The 24,168-nt window shown below is 32.7% G+C and carries 19 protein-coding genes; 11 read left to right on the forward strand and 8 right to left on the reverse strand.

Features of this window, described 5'->3' with window-relative positions; genetic code table 11:
- The first annotated feature begins 40 nt into the window (after positions 1-40).
- The gene (locus tag DG435_RS03160) at positions 41-2,395 is read left to right on the forward strand and encodes a TonB-dependent receptor domain-containing protein (RefSeq protein WP_106794631.1); all 2,355 of its coding nucleotides are present in this window, start codon (positions 41-43) and stop codon (positions 2,393-2,395) included.
- 175 nt (positions 2,396-2,570) lie between these two features.
- Complete coding sequence (locus DG435_RS03165) at positions 2,571-3,149, forward strand: alkylphosphonate utilization protein (protein ID WP_106794620.1); 579 nt, start codon at positions 2,571-2,573, stop codon at positions 3,147-3,149.
- Positions 3,150-3,241: 92 nt separating this feature from the next.
- Here the strand turns inward: DG435_RS03165 and DG435_RS03170 are convergent, their stop codons facing one another.
- From DG435_RS03170 to DG435_RS03180, 3 genes are all read right to left on the reverse strand, one after another.
- Positions 3,242-3,442, reverse strand: coding sequence for a hypothetical protein (locus DG435_RS03170; protein ID WP_106794621.1), 201 nt, complete (start codon positions 3,440-3,442; stop codon positions 3,242-3,244).
- 213 nt (positions 3,443-3,655) lie between these two features.
- Positions 3,656-6,322: a DNA gyrase/topoisomerase IV subunit A gene (locus DG435_RS03175; protein WP_106794622.1), complete on the reverse strand. Its 2,667-nt coding sequence runs from the start codon at positions 6,320-6,322 to the stop codon at positions 3,656-3,658.
- 26 nt (positions 6,323-6,348) lie between these two features.
- Positions 6,349-8,208 carry a DNA topoisomerase IV subunit B gene (locus DG435_RS03180; protein ID WP_106794623.1) on the reverse strand — a complete coding sequence of 620 codons (1,860 nt, stop codon included), beginning with the start codon at positions 8,206-8,208 and terminating at the stop codon, positions 6,349-6,351.
- Positions 8,209-8,470: 262 nt separating this feature from the next.
- On the opposite strand from DG435_RS03180, the gene DG435_RS03185 reads away from it, so the two are divergent.
- On the forward strand, positions 8,471-9,676 hold the full coding sequence (locus tag DG435_RS03185; protein WP_106794624.1) for a cytochrome-c peroxidase: 1,206 nt from the start codon (positions 8,471-8,473) through the stop codon (positions 9,674-9,676).
- A 120-nt stretch (positions 9,677-9,796) separates the two neighbouring features.
- On the opposite strand, the gene DG435_RS03190 is transcribed toward DG435_RS03185, so the two are convergent.
- Positions 9,797-10,687, reverse strand: a complete 891-nt coding sequence (locus DG435_RS03190) for a LysR family transcriptional regulator (protein ID WP_106794625.1) — start codon at positions 10,685-10,687, stop codon at positions 9,797-9,799.
- 178 nt (positions 10,688-10,865) lie between these two features.
- Here DG435_RS03190 and DG435_RS03195 point away from each other — a divergent pair, with 178 nt between their 5' ends.
- The 4 genes from DG435_RS03195 to ppk2 (DG435_RS03210) all read left to right on the forward strand — a co-directional run bounded on the left by DG435_RS03195 (position 10,866) and on the right by ppk2 (DG435_RS03210) (position 13,446).
- The gene (locus DG435_RS03195) at positions 10,866-11,213 is read left to right on the forward strand and encodes a rhodanese-like domain-containing protein (RefSeq protein WP_369871615.1); all 348 of its coding nucleotides are present in this window, start codon (positions 10,866-10,868) and stop codon (positions 11,211-11,213) included.
- 10 nt (positions 11,214-11,223) lie between these two features.
- The gene (locus DG435_RS03200; RefSeq protein ID WP_106794626.1) at positions 11,224-11,667 is read left to right on the forward strand and encodes a GNAT family N-acetyltransferase; all 444 of its coding nucleotides are present in this window, start codon (positions 11,224-11,226) and stop codon (positions 11,665-11,667) included.
- A gap of 126 nt (positions 11,668-11,793) precedes the next feature.
- The gene (gene ppk2, locus DG435_RS03205) at positions 11,794-12,639 is read left to right on the forward strand and encodes a polyphosphate kinase 2 (RefSeq protein WP_106794627.1); all 846 of its coding nucleotides are present in this window, start codon (positions 11,794-11,796) and stop codon (positions 12,637-12,639) included.
- 3 nt (positions 12,640-12,642) lie between these two features.
- Complete coding sequence (gene ppk2 / locus DG435_RS03210) at positions 12,643-13,446, forward strand: polyphosphate kinase 2 (RefSeq protein WP_106794628.1); 804 nt, start codon at positions 12,643-12,645, stop codon at positions 13,444-13,446.
- Between the two features lie 51 nt (positions 13,447-13,497).
- Here the strand turns inward: ppk2 (DG435_RS03210) and DG435_RS03215 are convergent, their stop codons facing one another.
- Positions 13,498-15,375: a peptidase M61 gene (locus tag DG435_RS03215; RefSeq protein ID WP_108840557.1), complete on the reverse strand. Its 1,878-nt coding sequence runs from the start codon at positions 15,373-15,375 to the stop codon at positions 13,498-13,500.
- 131 nt (positions 15,376-15,506) lie between these two features.
- Here DG435_RS03215 and DG435_RS03220 point away from each other — a divergent pair, with 131 nt between their 5' ends.
- The gene (locus DG435_RS03220) at positions 15,507-16,283 is read left to right on the forward strand and encodes an alpha/beta fold hydrolase (RefSeq protein ID WP_234387142.1); all 777 of its coding nucleotides are present in this window, start codon (positions 15,507-15,509) and stop codon (positions 16,281-16,283) included.
- Between the two features lie 4 nt (positions 16,284-16,287).
- On the opposite strand, the gene DG435_RS03225 is transcribed toward DG435_RS03220, so the two are convergent.
- The 3 genes from DG435_RS03225 to ychF form a co-directional block, all read right to left on the reverse strand.
- On the reverse strand, positions 16,288-17,742 hold the full coding sequence (locus DG435_RS03225) for a response regulator (RefSeq protein ID WP_159025663.1): 1,455 nt from the start codon (positions 17,740-17,742) through the stop codon (positions 16,288-16,290).
- 214 nt (positions 17,743-17,956) lie between these two features.
- On the reverse strand, positions 17,957-18,847 hold the full coding sequence (locus tag DG435_RS03230; protein WP_106793757.1) for a DMT family transporter: 891 nt from the start codon (positions 18,845-18,847) through the stop codon (positions 17,957-17,959).
- A gap of 118 nt (positions 18,848-18,965) precedes the next feature.
- Entirely contained in the window at positions 18,966-20,060 is a 1,095-nt protein-coding gene (gene ychF / locus DG435_RS03235) for a redox-regulated ATPase YchF (RefSeq protein ID WP_106793756.1), read from the reverse strand.
- 229 nt (positions 20,061-20,289) lie between these two features.
- On the opposite strand from ychF, the gene DG435_RS03240 reads away from it, so the two are divergent.
- The 3 genes from DG435_RS03240 to DG435_RS03245 all read left to right on the forward strand — a co-directional run bounded on the left by DG435_RS03240 (position 20,290) and on the right by DG435_RS03245 (position 24,046).
- Positions 20,290-20,814 (forward strand): hypothetical protein, encoded by a 525-nt coding sequence (locus DG435_RS03240; protein WP_106793755.1) that lies wholly within the window; start codon positions 20,290-20,292, stop codon positions 20,812-20,814.
- 198 nt (positions 20,815-21,012) lie between these two features.
- Entirely contained in the window at positions 21,013-21,180 is a 168-nt protein-coding gene (locus tag DG435_RS25820; protein ID WP_167549783.1) for a hypothetical protein, read from the forward strand.
- A gap of 244 nt (positions 21,181-21,424) precedes the next feature.
- Positions 21,425-24,046 (forward strand): TonB-dependent receptor, encoded by a 2,622-nt coding sequence (locus DG435_RS03245; protein ID WP_106793754.1) that lies wholly within the window; start codon positions 21,425-21,427, stop codon positions 24,044-24,046.
- Positions 24,047-24,168 lie beyond the last annotated feature (122 nt).

Raw genomic sequence — 24,168 nt, forward strand, 5'->3', positions numbered from 1 at the left:
AAAACAAGCATTTTTGGCAAGAATCAAAAAACGAATCAGAATGAAAAAAATAGCGTTTATATTCTTGTTAAGCTGTATTATGTCTTTACAAGCACAAATATCAAAACAACTAACTCTTAGTGGTAAAGTAATAGAAAAAGCATACAAACAACCGTTAGAGTTTGCTACAATAGCAATCATAAACTCGGTTAATCAAAAAACTATTACGGGTGGAATTACCAATGCAGAAGGAAATTTTGTAATTGAAGTTCCCCCTGGAAAATATACTATTAAAATAGAATATATCTCTTTTAAAACATACATAGTAAATGATATAACTATCGATGCTGATATGACTCTTGATACTATAATACTTGAGGAAGATAATGAGCAATTAGCAGAAGTAACAATAGTATCAGAAAAAACTACTGTAGAGTATAAATTAGATAAAAAAGTATTTAATGTAGGAAAAGATCTTATTCATAAAGGAGGAACAATAAGTGATGTATTAGACAATGTTCCTTCGGTAAGTGTAGACGCAGCAGGAGCTGTTAGTCTTAGAGGAAATACAAGTGTTAGAATACTAATTAATGGAAAACCTTCTGTACTTACTGCAAACAATGGGCTTGAGCAGATTCCGGCAGAAAACATCGAAAAAGTAGAAGTAATTACCAATCCTTCAGCCAGATACGAATCTGAAGGTGCTGCAGGTATTATAAACATTATTCTTAAAAAAAATAAACGTTCTGGTTTTGGGGGTTCTTTACAACTTACTTCAGGAATTCCTGCAAATCACAATACAAATATTAATCTAAATTATAAAACAGAAAAAATTAATGTATTTGCTAATCTAGGGTACAGATATGCTATTTTTTTTGGAGAAGAAAAACAAACACAAACTACCCAAATAAACGCTATAACCAATAGTGTAAACCTTAATGCAGATACCAAAAGAAACGATGATCATTATAATATCTATTTTGGTGGGGATTATTACGTTAATGATAAAAACACACTTACCGCAAGCTTTTATCATAACAAATTAAAGAATACTGATGAAACTGATTTCACTTATACCTATCTAAATACCAATAAAGAAACAGATAGTGTTATATCACGAAAAGAGGATTATAAAGAACCACAAAATTTTAATCAGTTAGAAATCAATTATGTAAAAACATTTGATAAAAAGGGACAAAAATTTACAGCTAATGTTCAGTACGATTTTTGGAATGATGATGAAAATGAAATGATCACGCAACAACGTATTCTACCAACTGAAGGAGGTCTAACAAGAATCAGAACCCGGGATGTAGAAAGTAGTAAAGATCTTCTTATACTATCTGACTTCATATCTCCTTTGACCGAAAAATCCAGATTAGAAACAGGTGTTAGAGCAGAAATCAGGAGAATTACCAGTGATTATACCGCATGGGTAGACGATCAAATATTAGAAGATTTTGATAATCGTCTGGATTATGACGAGCGTATTTATGGAGCATATATACAATATGGTAACAATAGAAAAAAGTTTAATTATCTTCTGGGAGTTAGGCTAGAACATTCTGATATCGGTATTAGTGATCGCAAAGCTCTTTTTAGTAATAAGAAAAAATACACAGACATATTTCCTACCACTCATTTTACTTATAATTTTACAGAAAGAACCAATCTTCAATTAAGTTATAGCAGAAGAATTAATAGACCACGATTTTGGCAACTAAATCCTTTTGGAGGGCTTTCGGATCCTAGAGATCTCTTTGCAGGAAATCCTGATTTAAACCCTGCATATGCCAATGTTCTTGAACTTGCATTATTAAAAAGATGGACAAAAATAACGCTCAATCCATCAGTTTACTATCAATATCATACTGATTTCTTCCAGTTTATTACCTCTCCTACTGCCGAAGGAGGTTTTATAACAACACCCGTAAATTTATCTCATGAAGAACGTCTTGGATTTGAGTTAGCAACAACATATAACCCGTTTAAATGGTGGCGTTTATCTGGTGAGTTTAATTATTATACTTTTACACAAGAAGGAACTTATGAAAATATCAATTATGATACAGAAGATACAAAATGGTCTACAAGAGTAAATTCTAGAATGAAGTTTTCAAAAGGGTTTTCTATACAAACAAATTTTACCTATCAGGGAAAAAGTAATAGTGGGCAAAGACTTATCAAATCACAATATTGGGCAAACTTTGGGATTAGTAAAGACCTATTTAAAGACAAAGTTTCTCTAACACTTAATGCGAATAACATTTTTGATTCGAGAATTAATAAATCCACAGTTACAGGTCAAAACTACAGTTTGGTTTCCTCTACTACCAGAAGTGGCAGAAGAGTTAGTGCGACTCTTACATATCGATTTAATCGTAAAAAATCTGACCGTGACCGTTTACCAGACTAATCAATATACTTGTACTAAAACTTCAATTAATAAAAACCCTTTAGATTTTCTAATTCTAAAGGGCTTTATTATTATTTTCCGTTATCAATAAATAATTTACTTGGTATTTTATAATTATAAATTTTAATGCACTTTTGCAGTACTAAACAATCTATATATTAAACGTATCATTATAATGAGTCTAGAAAGAGAATTACACAAGCGTAGCGGATCTGTATGTGAATTATCAGGAGAAACTGAAAATTTAAAAGTCTATGAAGTTCCTAAGTCTCCGGGAACAGGCCTGGATTCGCATATTCTTATTTCTCAAGTGTGTTTAGAACAAATAGAAGATCCTGAGAAAGTAGATGCAAATCACTGGCGCTGCCTTAATGATAGTATGTGGAGTGAAGTTCCTGCTGTACAAGTAATGGCATGGAGAATGTTACATAGATTAAAATCTGAAGGTTGGCCTCAAGATTTATTAGATATGCTATATCTGGATGAAGATATGACAGCATGGGCAAATGCCACTGGAGATGGTGATGATAAAGAGGATGCTATTAAACATTTAGATGCCAATGGTGCACTATTACAAGCTGGAGATTCTGTTGTTTTGATTAAAGATCTCGATGTAAAAGGCGCTAATTTTACTGCCAAACGAGGTACTCCTGTTCGAAATATTTCATTGGTTCATGATAATGCCGAACACATAGAAGGTCGAGCTAATGGGCAACATATTGTGATTCTTACCAAGTTTGTAAAAAAGACATAAAGAACTAAAAAGTAATAGAACGAACTCTAAATGAGTTGTAAAAAACTGTGATCCTTTAATATAAGTTCACAGTTTTTTATCTATAAAAATTTCTATAGTACATACATATATTTTAATCGCGGCTGTTCACAGTGATAACCTCTCGCTAAGAAAGCTTTAACCTGTGAATGTTTAGATACAAATGCACTGCCTTTTATATCAGTCATCGAACAAACCCAACTTTCTCCTTTAATATCTTTGAGTTTTGACTTTTCTATTTCAAATTTTTTAAACTTTTCTAGTTTACTTTTCATTATAATATCTTTTTTAAATTAAATATAATATTAAAAGTACTGAGGTTTTAAATTTTAAAAACCTGTATTATATAACCGCTCTGGTTTAAGCAATAATTGATTGTACAAAATTGATATACGTAACAAAACAGATCTTGAAAAGTATTTTACATTAAAAAAGAGATCAGTTTCTGATGGCAGAAACTGATCTCTTTTTAAATTTTTGATCACAATCTAGAATAAACTCGCCTGTTCCCCTTCTTCACCGGCATCGGCATCATTGTCTGAAGATTTTGCTGAAGTTTGATTGTTGGTTGCTTCAGGAGATACATTTTCTTCTTCAATCACTTCAATTTCTTCAGCAGGAAGTGATTCTTGTTCTTCATATGGTAATGGATCCAGTAGATTGATCTGTTTCACTTTATGTGTCGTTAATTGATTTCCTAAAGCTTTTGATCCTTTGATCGATATAAATTCTTCGAGGTTTATTTCTTCGTTCGGTCGTTGATCTTTGCCTCTAAGCTTCGTAAATATTATTTCTGCTATCGGTCTATAATCTGTAGAAACAACTTCTAAGAAAGATTTTTGATGTTCTGTAATAAAAGTTTCTTCACGCTCTGGGTGTTCAATCAGAAAACGTTTAATATAGTATCGCTCTTTCTCTCCATCCCAATATATTGCAGATATTGGTTTTTTAGGTTTCCATTTTTCTAAAACAATCATATCCGAACTAAAATGCAATGTCATTTCGGGAATTATTGTTTTTGCATTACCTTTTTGGGTAATAACCAGAAGGCGATCCTCTCCTCTAAATTCACCTAATAATTCACCTCTTCCATCGACATTAAGGCGCTGTACCGAATCATCAAACCAAATTCTTCGTGGTTTTAGAGTAGATACTCCTTGTTCTTTCAATTCAACGCGTTTAATATTATATTTGGTAACAATATTTCCTTTTACCCCTCTGCCTTTGATTAACAAATCTGCAAAATCAAGGTCGAATTTTAATTTTTTAATACTTCCTGCTTGTCGTAAGAATATAGTAATTACTTCGGCCTCGCCATTTGGATTAGCAGAGAAATACGTGACTTTTGATCCTTTTTTTCCTTGTGCAAGATCATATTCTTTATCTCTTGTTACTCCTGTAACTGCAAAACGCTTAACATATGATGCTCCTCCTCTACCATCTTGATAAATCATATTATAAATCGTACGCTTATCTTTTTTCTTAAAGACAGCTATATGAATTATATTTTTGCCAATAAAAGTTTTTGATCCAACTTTGGTAATCATCAATTTTCCTTCTTCTGTAAAACAGATAATATCATCAATATCAGAACAATCTGCTACATATTCATCCTTACGCAGCGAAGTACCGATAAATCCTTCTTCACGATTTACGTATAATTTTGTATTTCGAATTACAACTTTGGTCGCTTCAATATCATCAAAAATCTTGATTTCGGTCTTACGTTCTTTTCCTTTACCATATGTAGTTTTTAGCCTTTTAAAGTAATCTATAGCAAACTCTATAAGGTGCTCAAGATTATGTTTTACCTGTGCTATATCTTCTTCAAGTGCATCTATTTTTTGTTGTGCTTTATCTATATCAAATTTAGAAATACGTTTAATTCGAATTTCTGTTAGACGTACAATATCTTCCTCGGTAATCGCTCGTTTTAGATGTTTAATATGAGGTTGTAATCCTTTATCAATAGCTTCAATCACCCCCGGCCATGTTTCTACTTCTTCTATATCCCGGTAGATTCGGTTTTCGATAAAAATTCTTTCTAATGATGCAAAATGCCATTGTTCCTGTAATTCTTCTAACTGAATCTCGAGCTCTTTCTTTAGTAATTCTACTGTATTATCGGTAGAACGGCGTAACATTTCTGAAACACCAATAAAGTTTGGCTTATTATCTTCTATAACACATCCTAATGGGGATATAGACACTTCGCAATTCGTAAATGCATAAAGTGCATCGATCGTTTTATCAGGGGAGATACCAGAAGGAAGATGTATTAATATCTCTACTTTTGCTGCGGTATTATCCTCTATTTTCTTAATCTTTATCTTTCCTTTTTCATTAGCTTTAAGAATAGAATCTATTAAAGATGTGGTCGTAGTAGAAAATGGTATTTCATTTATAACCAAAGTGTTCTTCTCATATTGAGATATCTCGGCACGCACCCTAACTTTACCGCCACGGTTACCATCATTATAGTTTGTAAAATCTGCTATTCCTGACGTAGGAAAATCTGGAAAAATAGTAAATCGTTTGCCTTGTAAATGTTTAATGGATGCATCGATCAATTCGATGAAATTGTGTGGTAAAATCTTAGTACTTAATCCAACGGCTATTCCTTCTGCTCCTTGTGCCAGTAATAAAGGAAATTTTACCGGAAGATTAATAGGTTCTTTCTTTCTACCATCATAGGATAATTGCCAGTCGGTAACTTTGGGATTGTATACTACATCTAATGCAAACTTAGACAGGCGGGCTTCTATATATCTCGATGCGGCTGCTCTATCACCGGTAAGGATATTACCCCAGTTACCTTGCATATCAATCAGCAATTCTTTTTGCCCAACTTGTACCATTGCATCAGCAATACTGGCATCACCATGAGGGTGATACTGCATCGTATGCCCTACAATATTGGCCACTTTATTATATCGACCATCATCGAGATCCTTCATAGAATGAAGAATACGACGTTGTACTGGTTTTAAACCATCTTCAATTGCTGGTACTGCTCGCTCTAAGATTACATAAGATGCATAATCCAAAAACCAGTCTTTATACATTCCTGTAACCTTAGTGATCACCTCTTGTGGTTGATGATCTTCGGGGGTAGAATCGTGATGTAGTTCTTCGTTTTCGTTTTCCAAATCCATATATAATTTCTGGGGCTTCTAAATAATTATAATTCTTCCTCTATTGTATCCAGTTCTACTTTTAGATTATCTATGATAAATTCTTGTCGTTGTGGCGTATTTTTTCCCATATAAAAAGACAATAATTCTTCAATCGATTTTTCTTTATCCAGCATTACAGGATCTAAACGTATATCATCCCCTATAAAATGCACAAATTCATCTGGAGAAATCTCACCTAATCCCTTAAATCGTGTGATTTCTGGTTTACCCGATAATTTTGCGATAGCATCTCTTCTTTCCTGCTCAGAATAACAATAGATTGTTTCTTTTTTGTTCCGAACTCTAAACAACGGAGTCTGCAATATATATAAATGCCCTTCTTTTATTACTTCGGGAAAGAACTGTAAGAAAAAGGTGATTAACAACAATCGGATGTGCATTCCATCTACATCGGCATCTGTTGCGATTACAATATTGTTATATCTTAAATCTTCTAATGATTCTTCTATATTTAATGCTGCTTGTAACAGATTGAATTCTTCATTTTCATAGACAATCTTTTTACTCATGTTATAGCTATTCAACGGTTTTCCGCGTAAGCTAAAAACAGCTTGAGTATTCACATCTCTGGATTTGGTTATAGATCCACTTGCAGAATCTCCCTCGGTAATAAACAGAGTACTTTCGAGATTACGATCTTTCTTACTATCGGTAAGATGAACACGGCAATCTCTTAATTTTTTATTATGTAGACTGGCTTTTTTTGCCCTTTCTTTTGCTAGTTTCCGAATTCCGGATAAATCTTTACGTTCGCGCTCTGCCTGTAATATTTTACGTTGTAGACTTTCTGCTGTATTAGGGTTCTTATGAAGAAAGTTGTCTAATTTAGTTTTTACAAAATCATTAATATAGGTTCGAACTGTTGGTAAGTCTCCTCCCATTTCTGTGGATCCCAATTTGGTCTTGGTCTGACTTTCGAAAACAGGTTCCATCACTTTTATGCTTATCGCAGACACAATTGATTTACGAATATCACTGGCCTCATAGTTTTTACCATAATATTCTCTAATGGTCTTTACTACTGCTTCTCGAAATGCAGCCTGATGTGTTCCTCCTTGTGTAGTATGCTGCCCATTTACAAAAGAATGGTACTCCTCACTATATTGTGTTTTACTATGAGTAATCGCTATTTCTATATCATCACCTTGAAGATGAATAATATCATACAATCGATCCTCTTTATTTATAGTATCAGAAAGTAAATCTTTTAATCCATTTTCTGAAAAATATTTCTCTCCATTAAAAATAATGGTCAAACCTGGATTAAGGTACACATAGTTTTTTAGCATTTTGGCTACATACTCTGCGCGGTACTTATAATGTTTAAATATAGTACCATCTGGTACAAAAGATACTTTAGTTCCTCTTCTACGAGAAGTTTCTTCTAATGTTTCCTGATTCGTGAGATTTCCTTTTTCGAATTCTGCCGAAGCTGATTTACCGTCTCTAGTAGATTCTACTTTAAAGAATGCAGATAACGCATTAACCGCTTTGGTACCCACTCCATTAAGTCCTACTGATTTTTTAAATGCCCGGGAATCATATTTACCTCCAGTATTCATTTTAGAAACTACGTCTACCACTTTGCCTAGCGGAATCCCACGACCATAATCTCTAACCACTACTTTTTCTCCTTGTATAGAAATCTCGATCGTCTTACCGGCTCCCATTACATATTCATCAATCGAATTGTCGAGTACCTCTTTTACTAAAATATAAATTCCATCATCTGCAGAAGAACCATCACCTAGTTTCCCGATATACATTCCGGGTCGCATACGTATATGTTCTTTCCAGTCGAGGGATCGTATATTATCTTCGGTATATTTGGTTTCTTTGCTCATAAATTTTGGGTAGAATGCCTGCTAATATAAGGTTTCACTTACAAAATTAAAATAGCCTTTCTACAAAGTAATTAACAAATCGATAGTGAATTTTGTTGATTATTTGGTATGCAGCCATTTGATCCATCTAATTAGACCGTTTTTAAATAAAAAACGGAAATCAAAAGATCATTATTTTAAAATAATTCAAAAAATTTGTGCACAGATTAAACCATTTCTATAAAATGTGGTCATAGTACGTACAACTAAAGATCTCGATACTATGAAAAAAATCCTGCTACTATCAATTTTATTAACTACTTATGCTTGTTCTAATGATGATATATCCAATCAGGAAATTGATATTAATACTGAAACCACTACAGGTACCAACCCGATAACTTCTTCTTTTGATTTCTCCTCGTATTTTAATATTGATTTCGACAATTTATCCAATTATGTAGCAATACCTCCTGCCTACATTACAAAAGATAATACAAATGGTAATGAAATCACTAATGAAGGAGCTACTCTAGGTAGAATCTTATTTTATGATAAAAATTTATCTTCTAACAACACTATTTCATGTTCTAGCTGTCACATTCAATCCACTGCTTTTAGTGATAATGCATTGGTAAGTCAAGGTGTAAATGGAACCACAGCCAGGCATTCTATGCGGCTAATTAATTCTAGGTTTGCAGATGAAACAAATTTCTTCTGGGATGAAAGAGCTTCATCATTAGAAGAACAAACAACAATGCCAATCCAGGATCATGCAGAAATGGGATTTAGCGGTACTAATGGAGATTTAAATTTTGAGGATTTATTAAATAAACTAAATGAAACCGATTATTATCCAGAATTATTTAATTGGGTTTATGGTGAATCGGAAATTACAGAAAATAAAATACAGTTAGTACTAGCTCAGTTCATTAGAAGTATTCAATCTTTTGATTCTAGATATGATACAGGAAGAGCTTCCTCCCCAAATGACAGGGCACCATTTACTAATTTTTCGCAAAATGAAAACAATGGAAAACAGTTGTTTTTAGATCGCCCAAACTTTGATGCTAACGGAAATAGGACTTCGGGTGGAGTTGGTTGTGCCGCATGTCATAGACCACCAGAATTTGATATTGACCCACAAAGTTTAAATAACGGCTTTATTCATCGCATTGCAACAGTCATAACAGATACTGATTTTACCGTTACCAGAGCTCCCTCTCTACGTGATGTTTTTAATCCAGAAGGAGAACTTAATGGTCCTTTAATGCACTTTGCTGTTGACTTAGATCAGGTTATTGATCATTATAACGATATTCCTAATACATCAGACAATCCTCAGTTGGACCGAAGATTAAAGCCCGGAGGGAATCTACAAAACCTACAAATGACAGCTCAGGAAATAAGTGATTTGAAAGAGTTTTTATTAACACTCTCAGGAAATAATGTTTACACTAATGAAAAATGGGCTAATCCATTCTTATAATATAAAGGATTGTTAATAAAAAGCAGTGATTCCTAAGTCTAGAAATCTTATCACATTTAAAACACATTTAAGGTTTAACATCTCATCTTAAGTGTGTTTTAGATTGTGTATTTTTTGAAATCATATACTCAAAAATCCCTCTTCAAAGCTTGAAACAAAATCGTTAATATATTTTTTATTAATGTCTTCTTTTCTAATAACCAGATAATGAGTTCTTTTCACACCATACTTTCCAATGCTTTTAAAAATCAAATCTTTAGGTATTTTTAGTAATTTTAATGCCCATTTTGGCATGCATATAACTCCCATATTTGCATTCACCATTTCTAAAGAAACTTCGGTAAGGGGAATGGCAGAAATTTTTATAGGTGTTATTTTATTAGGTTTTAAGAATTGCTCATAAACCGATACTGTTTCTAATGGAAAAGAATGAATAATCAAATGAATATCCTCAAAATTATCGGCACTTAAATATTCTACTTCGCTATATCTATGTTCTTTGTGCATAATAGCATAGGTTTCATCCTCAAACAGTGCAATACTAGATAATTGATCATTTGCTGGTTCTGAAGTAACCAAAGCGATATCAATTTCGTTTGATAATAGTTTTGAAATCGGTTGATGCGTGGCTTCAAGAATAAGGTCAACATCAATTTGAGGATATAGCATTCCCATTTTTTGAATGAACCCAGGTAATCCCTGATAAAAAGAATAACACTCTGTACTCACTTTAATACTTCCTTTGGATCCATTTTTTATTTGTTGAATACTATTAAATCCCTGCGCTATAGTTTCCAACACTTCATTAGCCATCTTATATAATTCCAAACCTTCTTCAGTTAGTTTCCATTTGTTTCTTGTTCTATGAAATACTTTAAAGCCTAACCTTCCTTCTAATTCTTTTAATTGATGACTTAATGCCGATTGAGTTAAAAATAATCGCTCTGATGAGTTAGCGATATTACCTTCTTCTGTAATCGTTTTTATTAATCTAAAATACTTAATATCCATACCTGCAAAGCTACAATAATACTAGTGTAACGAATATGAAAATATTTCAGCTACAACATCAAATCATTCATCTAATTTATGAGAAACGGGCTCTAAATTGATGTTACATTTGACAAAACAAAAACACAGAGTTATGGAAAATCAAATTAAATTTTACGAAAATAAATTAGCTTATGAAATGGATCCATCTGACTTATTTGATGCTCTTGAAAAGGAAGAAAACATCGTAGTAGTTGATACAAGACAATCTTTTGGATACGAAAAGGAACATATCCCGACTGCTATTAACTTACCTCATCAAGAAATGACATTAGAAAACACAGCCCATCTTGACAAAACAAAAACTTATATTTGTTATTGTGACGGTATCGGTTGTAACGCTTCTACCAAGGGAGCATTACACATGACCAGGCTTGGATTTAAAGTAAAAGAATTAATGGGTGGTATTGAATGGTGGAAATTTGATGGATATGTCACCCAGGGAATCAAACCAACCGAAGGTTCCTTAATTCAATGTGCATGCTAAAAACGAAATCATGACCATTAGATTTGCAAAAGAAGAAGATATTAAACAAATTGTTTTACTATGTAAAGCTCACGCAATATATGAAAAAGCAAAGTTTGATTCTAAAGAGAAAGCAGCATCACTTTTACACTATATTTTTGAGTCAGAGAGTGCTCTAAAATGCGTTGTTGTAGAGCGAAATAATGAGCTTTTGGGGTATGCAACTTTTATGAAACAGTTCTCGACCTGGGATGCTGATTTTTATATCTATCTTGATTGTTTGTATCTTAAAGAAGAAACACGAGGAAAAGGAATTGGCACAAAAATAATGGCTATGGTAAGAGAATATGCTGTATCACAAAATTGTAGTATTATTCAATGGCAAACTCCAGATTTTAATATCGTTGCGATTACATTTTATAAAAAAATAGGTGCAAAATCAAAAGCCAAAGAAAGGTTCTTCTGGAAAGTATAGCTGAAAAAATAATCTAAATGTATTCTTCCGGTTATTTTATGCTAAAGAATTGTTACTATAGTTCGATAAAATTCATTTTATTTTTACCTTTAATCGCTACTTATAGAATAACAAATTATAAACTTTATGTTTACACTTGAAGAACTAAATCAAGTCAAAAAACGGAAACATTTGATCAATATTGCTGATCAAAAAAACATCAACATCAAAAAAATATTACAGAAACTTCGATACGAAGAAGAGCTTCGTTCTCTACAAGGAGAACTGGTTAACCTTCAGCAATGGATAGCAAAAAAGAAGTTACGTGTTGCAATAATTTTTGAAGGGAGAGATGCTGCAGGTAAAGGAGGATCTATAAAACGATTTACAGAGCACCTTAATCCTCGTTCTATGCGTATTGTTGCATTATCAAAACCTACCGAGGTCGAAAAAGGGCAATGGTATTTTAGAAGATATATTAAAGAATTGCCTAATCCGGGAGAGATTGTTTTTTTTGACCGTAGCTGGTATAACCGTGCTGTTGTAGAACCTGTTATGGGATTTTGCACCAATAAACAATATAAAAATTTTATGGTTCAGGTTCCCGAATTTGAGCATATGCTATATGAAGATGGGATTATAGTAATCAAGTTTTGGTTCTCTATATCAAAAGAAGAGCAGAAAAAACGTTTTGATGCAAGACTACAGAATCCTCTAAAAGTATGGAAATTTAGCCCTGTAGATATGAAAGGACAACAGTTATGGACTAAATACACAAAATACAAGGAGCAAATGTTCTCAAAAACCCATACTACATTTAGCCCCTGGGTTATTGTAAAAACCAATAGTAAGAAAACTGCTCGTTTAGAAAGTATGAGGTATGTATTATCGAGATTTGACTATACTGGTAAATCGAAAGCAAAAACTACATTACTTCCTGATCCTAATGTGATCCTAAGATACTATAGATATATTGAACAAATAGATATTTGATTTATGACGGCAACTCAAAAAACAAAAAATATTAATCTTTCTAAAGAAGATCTGGAAATCCTAAACTCTCCTATTGGTTTAAAATATCTGTTTATGGATAAAAAAACTGATGTTGAAAAGGTTTTGAGAATGGTTAAATATGAGATACAATTAAAAGAACTCCAGGTCGAACTTATCAAATTGCAAAACTGGACCATTAAAAATGAGAAGAAAATAGTAATTATTTTTGAAGGTCGTGATGCTGCAGGAAAAGGCGGGGCAATACGCCGTATTACTTCTCATATAAACCCTAGGCATTTTCGCATTGTAGCATTACCAAAACCTACAAGTGAAGAAGAAGGACAATGGTATTTTCAACGTTATGTTAATCAACTGCCTACACCAGGAGAAATGGTTCTTTTTGATCGTAGTTGGTATAATCGGGCGGTTGTAGAACCTGTTAACGGATTCTGCACCGAAAACCAGTATACTACATTCATGGGACAGGTAAATGATTTTGAAAGAATGATACTAGAATCTGATACTTATCTCATTAAATTTTATTTTTCAATCACCAAAGAAGAACAAGCTACTCGCTTTAAAGATATCAAATCAAGTCCTTTAAAAAAATGGAAAATGACCCCTGTAGATGAAAAGGCTCAAGGACTATGGGATGAATATACAAAGTATAAGGTTAAAATGTTTGAAAAAACAAATACCGAGCTTTCTCCCTGGGTTATTATTGAAGCAGATCGCAAAACTGAAGCACGAATTAAAGCAATACAATATGTCTTAAATACGATTCCTTATGAAGAAGATGTTATTTAAAACTAAAAAAGGCCCTTATAACAGGGCCTTTTTTAGTTTTGTTTTGTAAACCTACCCTTTTAACCAAGCTTTTCTAAGCTCTGATTGCTCTTTTGTAGAATTATCAATTACTTTAAGTTTTTTCCCTTTGGTAAAAGATTTAGTTACTTTAGTTTTAATAACAACTTCCTCTCCTGCTCTATTAAGTTTAACTTCAATATCATCTCCTTCTTGCCATTGAAAAGTCGCACCTAGTATATTATTAGCATTCTGCAATGTCAATTTAGTACCATTTACTTCTACAATATCATCGTTTGGTTTCGCTCCATTTTCTGCCCAAAAGCTATTATCAGAAACTAAATCTGTAAAAAAGATAGTTCCTTTTTCCTGATTTCCAGCTACAATTAAAACTCCAGAATTTTGGATATAATTTGTTTCCACTCTTTCTGATTCTATTGATAACCCTACTTTTTTAAAGAATTCTTCATAGTTAATAGGAGTTTTTCCTACAACATGAGTTTTCAAAAATTCACCAATAGCCGGATAAGTCATTGCCGTAATCTCTTCTATAATTTTATCATCGTTAAAAGGTTTGTTTTTACCATATTTAAGAGATAACTCTTTCATTAAAGATAGGATTCCTCGATTCCCATTACTTTCTTCACGCATTAGAATATCAATACACATACCTATTAATGCTCCTTTTTCATATACATTAACATAGTTAGCTGCATAAGGTTGATCCAATATATTTTCACTCATTACCGTAAAACTCATTGTATCATCAAATCCGCTTGCACTCTGAATTTTACCCATGATTTTATCATAAAACTCCTGCTCTTCTACCAATCCCTGGTTAACCTGAAATAAGGTCGCAAAATATTCGGTTACTCCTTCATACATCCATAAATGCTTTGAAAAAGTGGGTTTGTCATAATCGAAGTAATGTACATCTTCAGAATGAACACTAAGAGGAGTTACAATATGGAAAAACTCATGAGAAACTACATCAATCATTGCAGATGCCAACGCTTCATCGGGCATTTGTTCTGGTAATACTACTACGGTAGACGTATGATGCTCTAGTGCTCCAAATCCCGTAGGGGCATTTTCAGTGCTAGGTGCTAAATATAAATATATATCATAACGAGGAGTACTATTGATATCTCCAAGATATGCCTTTTGCCCTTTCATCATTTTAAATACAGTTTCTTTTATCTTAGCTGCTGTATGCACTTTATTTGGTGAATATATACTTAACACAATTTTGATATCTCCTACCATAAATTCTTCGACATCAAGATCTCCATACATCATTGGATTGTCTGTAATTTCGAAATACCGTGTTGCCAAATATTTATCTACGGTAATTACTTTATCATCACTAACTTCTGATCCTACTTTTTGTAACGCAGAAGTTCTCTTCATTTCAGATGGAGCTTTTACCTCTAATGCATACTGGTTATTTTTCAGTACATCAAAATATCCAATAAATCCGTGAAGGTTCAATACATAATTTTCTGGTTCTATATTAGTTCCAGAAGGAGAGAAAGGCGTACCGATGTCTGTGTTCTCTATATCATAGGTGTCATTTACCAGGTAACTAATTCTATCAAGCTGCTTGGCATTCGGAATCAACCATGTATTAGTATCTTTTTTTTCAGTTTTAATTTCATTTCCCTGATAATCAAAAGCCTTAAAATCATCTACAAATTTCCCAAAATCACTTACTGCATAAGTACCTTGAACCACTTTGGGAATACGATATTTTACGGTATCCTGAATAAAGCGTCCTGGGTTTATAGTAACCGGAACTTTATCGTCTTTTACCTGAGTTAAATCTATAGCTGTTGCTATAGGTACATTTGTTGCTATATCATTTGTAAGGTTACTGGTTCCACAACCAATTAATAATACACCAATGGAAATCTTGGCTAATGTTTTTTTCATTGTATTGGATTAACTATTTACTATAGCTAGACTTAAAAAAATGTCTAGTGTTTCAACTTTAATGGCGCAAATTATACAATTTGCATAGACTTTAGCTTATTTTTAGCACTTTTTATAACAAAACCACTATTTTGGATTTAATAATTGATAAACAGCGATTACAATTCTCTAAAAGCCCTGAGTTACTAGCACCAGAAAAGGCAACCGTTATTTTCTTACATGATTCTTTAGGGTGTGTTGAATTATGGAAAGATTTTCCCAAACAAATAGCATTAAAAACAGGGTGTAATATTATTTCTTATGATCGCCAAGGCTATGGTAAATCTGCTCCTTTTATTACTTCAAAAAGAAATAATGATTACTTAAAAGAAGAAGCTTATATTTTAGCAAAAATAATACAGAATCTAGAATTAAAAAACGTTATACTATTTGGTCATAGTGATGGTGGAAGTATTGCTTTATTAACTGCAGCTTTGTTTCCAGAAAAAGTTATTGGTATTATTACCGAAGGAGCCCATGTATTTGTAGAACAAGAAACCATTAATGGTATTAAAGCAACAGTCCTTGCGTACCAAAATACTTCTCTTAAAGAGAAATTATATAAATACCACGGAGATAAGACGGATACAGTTTTTAGATTGTGGGCAGAGACATGGCTTTCTGAAACTTATCAATCTTGGAATATCGAAGAATATTTACCTAAGATTGAATGTCCTTCACTAATAATTCAGGGTGAAAAAGATGAATATGGAACACTGGATCAGGTAAACTCTATTGTAAAAAACACATCGGGGTACTCAAAAGCTTTACTAATACCAGATATTGGACATACGCCACACAAAGAGAATTCGGAAATTGTGATTAAGAATGTCATTTCATTTATTAATGAGATATTCCCTTCTCACTAATAAATTAGGGCAGCAAATGCTTTGTTATAATATTTTTAAGATCATTCTTATTTAATGGTTTATTAATAATATCATTCATTCCTATTTCCATACATTCTTCTTGCACTTCACTTAACTCAGAAGCCGTAAGAGCAATAATAGGTGTGATCTGATTAAATTCTCGTATACGTCTGGTGGCTTCTGTTCCATTAAGATAGGGCATATTTAGATCCATCAAAATAAGATCAAAATCCTCTTTTTTAACCATTTGCAGTGCATTAAAGCCGTTCTCTACAATAGTACAGTCATATCCAATTATATTTAAAAGGTTTTTGGTAACGATTTGATTTATTTTGTTGTCCTCTGCGACTAATATTCGTCTATAAATAGTATTCATACTACTACTATTCAAATCTATTTCTTTCTCTTCCTTTTCGTCTATGATTTCTAATTGTAAATCAAAATGAAATTTGGTTCCCCTACCTTCTTTACTATCCAGATAAATTTCGCTATCCATCATTTCTAAAAGGTTTTTAACAATAGATAAACCTAATCCAGTTCCTTCAGATTTATTAAACTCTCTACCAACCTGAGAAAACTTCTCGAATACAAACTCTTTTTTATCTTCTGGGATTCCTACACCATTATCTTCTACTTCATATCTAATTGTAATCATTTCATTCTCTAAAGAGAGGATTTTTATTCTAAGCCATATCTTTCCATTTTCGGTAAATTTTGATGAATTTCCGATCAGATTAATTAGAACTTCGGATATTTTAAGAGAATCAACATCTAATACATCAGGTAATTCGTTAGGTATTTCTAAAACAAGTTCATTGTTTTTGTTTTTTGCCTGATACTCAAAAGAATATAATAAGTTCTGAGAAAGCTTAAGTAGATTTGTAGGAGTCTTTGTAAGTTTCTCATTATTAGACTCAATCTTACTTATTTTCAATACTTTATTTATTAAATCCAGAAGGTAGTCACCAGAAAATTTTAATGAATTAAGCAATTTTTTATGCTTTGGTAAAATATCTTTTTCTTCTAATAATAATGTCGTAATTCCTACCACACCATAAAGAGGAGTTCTTAGTTCATGACTTACAGTAGAAATAAATTGAGATTTTGTATTGGTAAGTTTCTCTGCTTCTGCCTTTGCTTCAATGAGTTCTTTATTTTTTTCTTTTAAGACATCACTACTTTTTTTTCTTACTCTATATTTCCAATAAAAGAAAAACAAAGCTATTAGCAGTAGAACAAGGCCAACCAATAGTATATTAATAATAGTATCTTTTCTGGCTATTTCTGCCAAATACGCTTCTTTCTCATTGTATTCAGGATCTCTTTGATATCTATCTTCATCAAAGTTCACCTTTTTAACTTCTAACGGTTCCGATTTTTCTTTACCTGATTTCTCTAGTGATGACACTTTGTTGCCATCAGTACTATAGTTTATTTGTCCGTAACTGACAATACCCATATATACAAAACAGTACAATACTATTATTCTTAAACCCCCTTTACCCATAAAAATTACAAATCTAATTTACATTTCCAATATTTTCTTTGGAAAGTAATCCCCATCAACGTAAGTAAACACTTACTAATTAGAGTGTTAAATTACTGAAAAAACATTAAAAAACGTTTAAAAATAACATTGAAACTTTTTATAGGTGAATAGATTTTACTTTCTTTCATTTTTTCTTTGAGATCACATATACTCCGAAAATCACTATTGCTGCTCCGATTACCTGGACTGTTGACAAATTTTCTCCCAAAACGAAATAAGCCAAAAGGATAGTAGATACAGGACCCAAACTTGCTATAATCGAAAAATTAGATGCCCCAAGTTTAGCAATAGCTGCAGATACCAAATAAGAAGGTATAATTGTAGAAAAAACAGCCATGATTATACAAATAAGATATACTTCTAACGGATAATTCATTATGTTTTGTCTATCAAAAATCAGATATTGAATAATTATACATAAAGATGAAACTATCATAGCATATGAGGTAAAAGTTACTACTCCAAACTTAGGAATTAACCACCCACTCCCCACCAGATAAATTGCATAGGTTAGTGCACTCAAGAAAATCAAAGATCCTCCTAAAACGATATGACTAGTTTCGATTTGAAGCTCTCCCCAAAACGTAACGATCACTCCTATATATGTTAGTAAAATAGCTAACAATTGTTGCTTTGTAATTATACTCTTCAAAAAAATCCGGGAAATAATAATAACTAGTGTTGGATAAATAAAAAGAATTATTCGTTCTAATCCTGCCTTAATGTATTTCAATCCAAGGAAATCAAAATAACTTGCCAAGTAATACCCAACAAACCCAAAAAACAAAATCCACAAGTAATCTATTCTTCTAATTTTATCTTTTTCTACGGGCTTTTTATACAAGGCTAATACGATGTATATGGGTAAAGAAAATAACATTCTAAACAGTAATAGATGTTCTGAGCTTATCTCAAATTTATATGCTAATTTGACTAATACTGCTTTTGCAGAGAATAAAACGATACCAATAATTGCCAGTGCAATTCCGTACGAGGATAACTTACTATTTTGCATCTTTCAAAAATAGTAGTATTGTTATTTTTGAAAAATCTAAAAACTTTCTAATTACGATACCCAACAAAAAACCTTTCTGGTATTCCCAGAAAGGTTTTATAAATAAATAAAGTGTTTTTTATACATTAAATAAGAAATGCATTACATCTCCATCATTCACAATATATGCCTTTCCTTCTACTCCTAGCTTTCCTGCTTCTCTTGCTTTGGATTCACTGCCATATTTTACAAAATCATCATATTTGATAACTTCTGCTCGTATAAAACCTTTCTCAAAATCGGTATGAATCACTCCTGCTGCTTGTGGTGCAGTAGCCCCCACATTAACTGTCCATGCTCTTACTTCCTTAACACCAGCTGTAAAATAAGTTTGCTGGTTTAACAATTTATATGCTGCGCGAATTAGTATTGACGCACCTGCTTCTTCTAATCCCATATCCTGCAAAAATAATTGACGCTCTTCATAATCATCCAATTCAGTAATATCAGCCTCAGTTCCAACAGCTAACACTATTACTTCTGCTTTTTCTGAAGCTACAGTTTCTTTTACCTTTTTCACATAATCGTTTCCGTCTACCGCAGATCCTTCATCAACATTACAAACATAAAGTACAGGCTTATCTGTTATAAACTGAGATGGTTTCACATATGCCGTATGGTCGTCTTCAGAAACATCAATTGCTCTAACCGATACCCCAGCTTCTAATCCTTCTTTAAGTTTTAGTAAAATTGCTTCTTCTTTCTGGGCTTCTTTATTACCAGTTTTTGCAGCTCTTTTTACTTTATCCAGTTTTTTTTCTATGCTCTCCAGATCTTTAAGCTGTAATTCGATATCAATCGTTTCTTTATCTCTAATTGGGTCTATCGATCCATCTACATGAACAATATTATCATTATCAAAACAACGCAATACATGTATTATAGCATCTGTTTCTCTAATATTACCTAAAAACTGATTTCCTAATCCTTCTCCTTTACTCGCTCCTTTTACTAAACCTGCAATATCAACAATTTCGACCGTTGCGGGGATTACCCGTTCGGGCACTACTAATTCCTCTAGCTTCTCCAACCTATGGTCTGGTACATTCACCACACCAATATTTGGTTCTATGGTACAAAAAGGAAAATTAGCACTCTGTGCTTTTGCATTAGATAAACAATTAAACAATGTTGATTTTCCAACATTTGGCAACCCTACGATTCCTGCTTTCATGGTACGTATATTAATAATGGTTGGGATATTTTCTATAGTTCACTCCCAATTTTTAAGAGTGCAAAGATAATGCTATTCATATATAGTAAACAAGTACAGATTCATAAGATTATTTAATAAATAGTTTGCAGCAAAAATTACCAGTCTAAACATTTATTCTCTTGATGCTGGTACTTAGATTTTAGCATATTTCTGTTTTTTTGTAAATTTATACCTAACAAACACACAAATGAAAACTTTAAAGACTCTAATCACAGCATTATTTATGATTTGTACTGCTGTTAATCACGCGCAATCTGACGAAAAAAAAGACAAACAAAATTCTTCACAAGAAACAGTGACTAAAACGATTCGTATCAAAGGGCCTAATGGTGAAGAAAAAGTTATTAAAAAACAGGAAGTTATTACTAAAAAAAGCAAAATAAGATTTAGCCCTGACGGTGAGGATCAAATTAATCAATCTGCTATTTATGAAGATGATGAAGTAGTAGTACAAAAGTTTGAAACTACTTCGGATATGGTGGGTTACACTAAAGTTGCTGATGAGAAAGGTTTTACAGTAACTTTTTTAAATAAATCCGGAGATAAAGTTGCTAAAGTAAGGCCACTAAAGAACGGGTATTATATTGTAAACTCAGGAGGTAATGATAATTGTCTTGGGCATTTTGATACAGATAAAAATTTTATTCTAGAAATGTATGATTCTAAAATAGACAAGGTAACTACAATTGTCTATAAATATCAAGCAAACTAAATATTTACTAATACTAATTAATAGTTAAAGCCGAGTCAATAGGACTCGGCTTTTTTTATAATATATATAACATAAATTTTTCTGCATAAATCTCTATTTACAAATAATTTATGATGAATAATAGACTCCACTTTATTTGAAAAACCTAAATTTAAGTAATTATTCAAAAACATAGTATAAATCTTAAAACCAAAAATCATGTTACAAACCATTTTAAATTTTAAAGGAGTTCAGAAACTAAACAGAAAACAACTTCAGATTATTAAGGGTTCTGGATGGCCTAGAAATGAACAAGATTGTCTTGCCTGTGGTGGTGAATGGAGCGCCCCATTATGTGCATTACCATGGAATTCTCCGTGTGTATAACAAATGAAAGTAACTGAATATTTCGAGAATTAAGGGTGTAAAAATATTAAAGTAAATCTTTACACCCTTAATTTATGAATAATGACTATGTTTTTTGGCTTTATAGGCAATTTTGCTATTTCTTCTTTTTAACTGAAATCATCAATAAAACCAAGGATCTAATTAAAAAACACCTAACAGTTTATGCTAAATACCAACCTTTTAGATATATTTAAGGACACAATCACCTTAATAAACATTTTTTATGAAAAAAATCACACTCATTTTATTTTGCTTATTCACCAGTTGGTGTTTTAGTCAACAAGTAGTAACAGGAACAGTTACTGACTCTTCAGGATCTCCAATACCTTATGTAAATATTATAGAAAAAGGATCTGCAAAAGGTACAACAACAGATAGTCAAGGTAACTACTCAATTGCCATAGATGCAAATGCTATCCTTGTATATAGCTATATCGGTTTTGAGACACAAGAAATAGAAGTAGGAACACAAGAAAAAATTGATGTCACCCTCCTCGAAGGAGAAGCATTAAGTACTATTATTGTGGTTGGATCCAGAAGTCCAAAAAGAACTGCAACCGATACTCCTGTAGCAATTGACATTATCGATATGCAAGATGTTATTACCAAAAGTGGTAAAATAGAAATTAATGAACTCTTGCAGTATGCGGCTCCTTCTTTTAATGCTAATAAGCAATCTGGATCAGATGGTGCAGATCATATCGACCCAGCAACTTTACGTGGTCTTGGACCCGATCAAACTTTGGTTTTAATAAACGGAAAAAGAAGGCATTCTTCTTCTTTGATTAATGTTTTTGGAACTCGTGGAAGAGGGAACTCTGGAACAGATCTCAATGCTATTCCTGCGTCTGCTATAAAAAGAATTGAAGTTTTAAGAGATGGCGCTGCAGCACAGTATGGATCTGATGCTATTGCTGGTGTTATTAATATTGTTCTAAAAGATAATGTAAATAAATTAACAGGAAGTATCAGTTATGGTGCTTATAATACGAATGCAAAAGGAGATTTTCCTGCGGGAACTCCTAATACCGATGGAAATCGACTCGATACCGAAAATGATGGAAACATTATTGCTGATGATAAAAGTCTTGATGGAGGATCAGTAAAAATAACCGCTAATTATGGAGTAGAAATCGGAGAAGAAGGTTACGCAAACTTTACTACAGAATATATTAGTAAAAACAAAACACTACGTCCTGGTTTTGATTTCAGGAGAGGTTTTGGAGAGGCTGCTATAGACGGTTTTAATTTCTTTGCTAATGCTGCAATTCCTGTATCCAAAAAAACTGAAATATACGCTTTTGGAGGTAGAAATTATCGTGATACTGATGCTTTTGCATTTACTCGTAATGATGGAGAACGTGTTGTACCTTCTATTTATTCAAACGGTTTTACTCCAAGGATAACATCAAATATTATCGATAATTCTGTTTCTGCTGGTGTTAGAACCGAAACTGAAGGCGGTTGGAAAATTGATATTAATAATACCTGGGGTAAAAATAATTTTCATTATTTCATAAAAGGAACTTTAAACGCCTCGTTACAGGACTCTTCACCAACAGATTTTGATGCTGGTGGACATAGCCTAAGTCAAAACACAACCAGTCTTGACCTTTCTAAATATTATCCAAACATTCTTAAAGGATTAAACATCGCTTTTGGTACAGAATACAGAATTGAAAATTTCGAAATTTTTGCTGGCGAGGAAGGGTCTTATGCAACATATGATGTTAATGGCTTACCTATTACAGATCCAGGAAGTCAAACACAGCCTACCGATCCACTTTCTGGAGAATTGAGACCTGGTGGATCACAAGGGTTTCCCGGATATAGTCCTGCAAACGAAGTAGATCGTTCAAGATCTAACCTTTCAATATATGCAGATGCAGAATTAGATATTTCTGATAGTTTTTTATTAGGCGTTGCAGGAAGATTTGAAGAATATAGTGATTTTGGAAGTACTACTAATGGTAAATTAGCTTTTAGAATTAAAGCTACAGAAGGTGTTAATATTCGTGGATCTGTAAGTACAGGTTTTAGAGCTCCTTCTCTGGCTCAGATATACTACAACCTTAGATTTACTGATTTCCAGGGTGGAGTCGCAACAGAAACCCTATTATCTGCTAATAACAGTCCTGTAACTGCTTCTTTTGGGATTCAACAACTCGACGAAGAAACAGCATTAAACGGAGCCTTAGGAGCAACAGCCACTTTTGGTGGTTTTACAGCTACAGTAGATGGGTATTATATTAATGTTAAAGATAGAATTGTATTAACAGGAACATTTGCTGCTCCTCAAATACCAAATGTGGCAGAAGCACAATTCTTTGCCAATGGTGTAGATACAGAAACTATTGGGCTAGATTTAATACTATCCTGGAAAGGAAACTTTGATTTTGGTAATATATCAGCAACACTAGCCGGAAACATTAATAATATGACTATTGAGGATATAAATAATGGAAGTTTAGACCAAGCTACCTTCTTTGGAGAAAGAGAAAAAGCATTTTTATTGGCTTCTGCTCCAGAAAGTAAGTTTTCTTTTAATGCCAATTACAGCAAAAATAAATTTAATGCCGGGGTTGGTTTAACACATTTTAGTGAGATTGTTCTTATCGATTTCACGGATGCAGAAGATGTATACGGTGCTAAAATTACTGCAGACCTAAATGTAGGATACAAGCTAACCGATAACCTAAAGTTTACTATCGGAGGAAACAATATTTTTAATGAATATCCCGATCAACAAAATGATGGTGAAACAGAAGCTGGTGGATACTGGGATGCTGTTCAAATGGGATTTGGTGGAGCTTATTACTATGCTAGATTAGATTTTAATTTCTAAAAAACACCAAAACATATATTAGAAGACCGCCTAAATATTTAGGCGGTCTTTTTATTTTTCAAATATTCGGAAATCAGAAATATTGATATTTCTTATTCCATATTTATAATTTTCATCTTCTT

This window comes from Aquimarina sp. Aq78 (genome assembly GCF_900299525.1).
Lineage (GTDB): Bacteria > Bacteroidota > Bacteroidia > Flavobacteriales > Flavobacteriaceae > Aquimarina.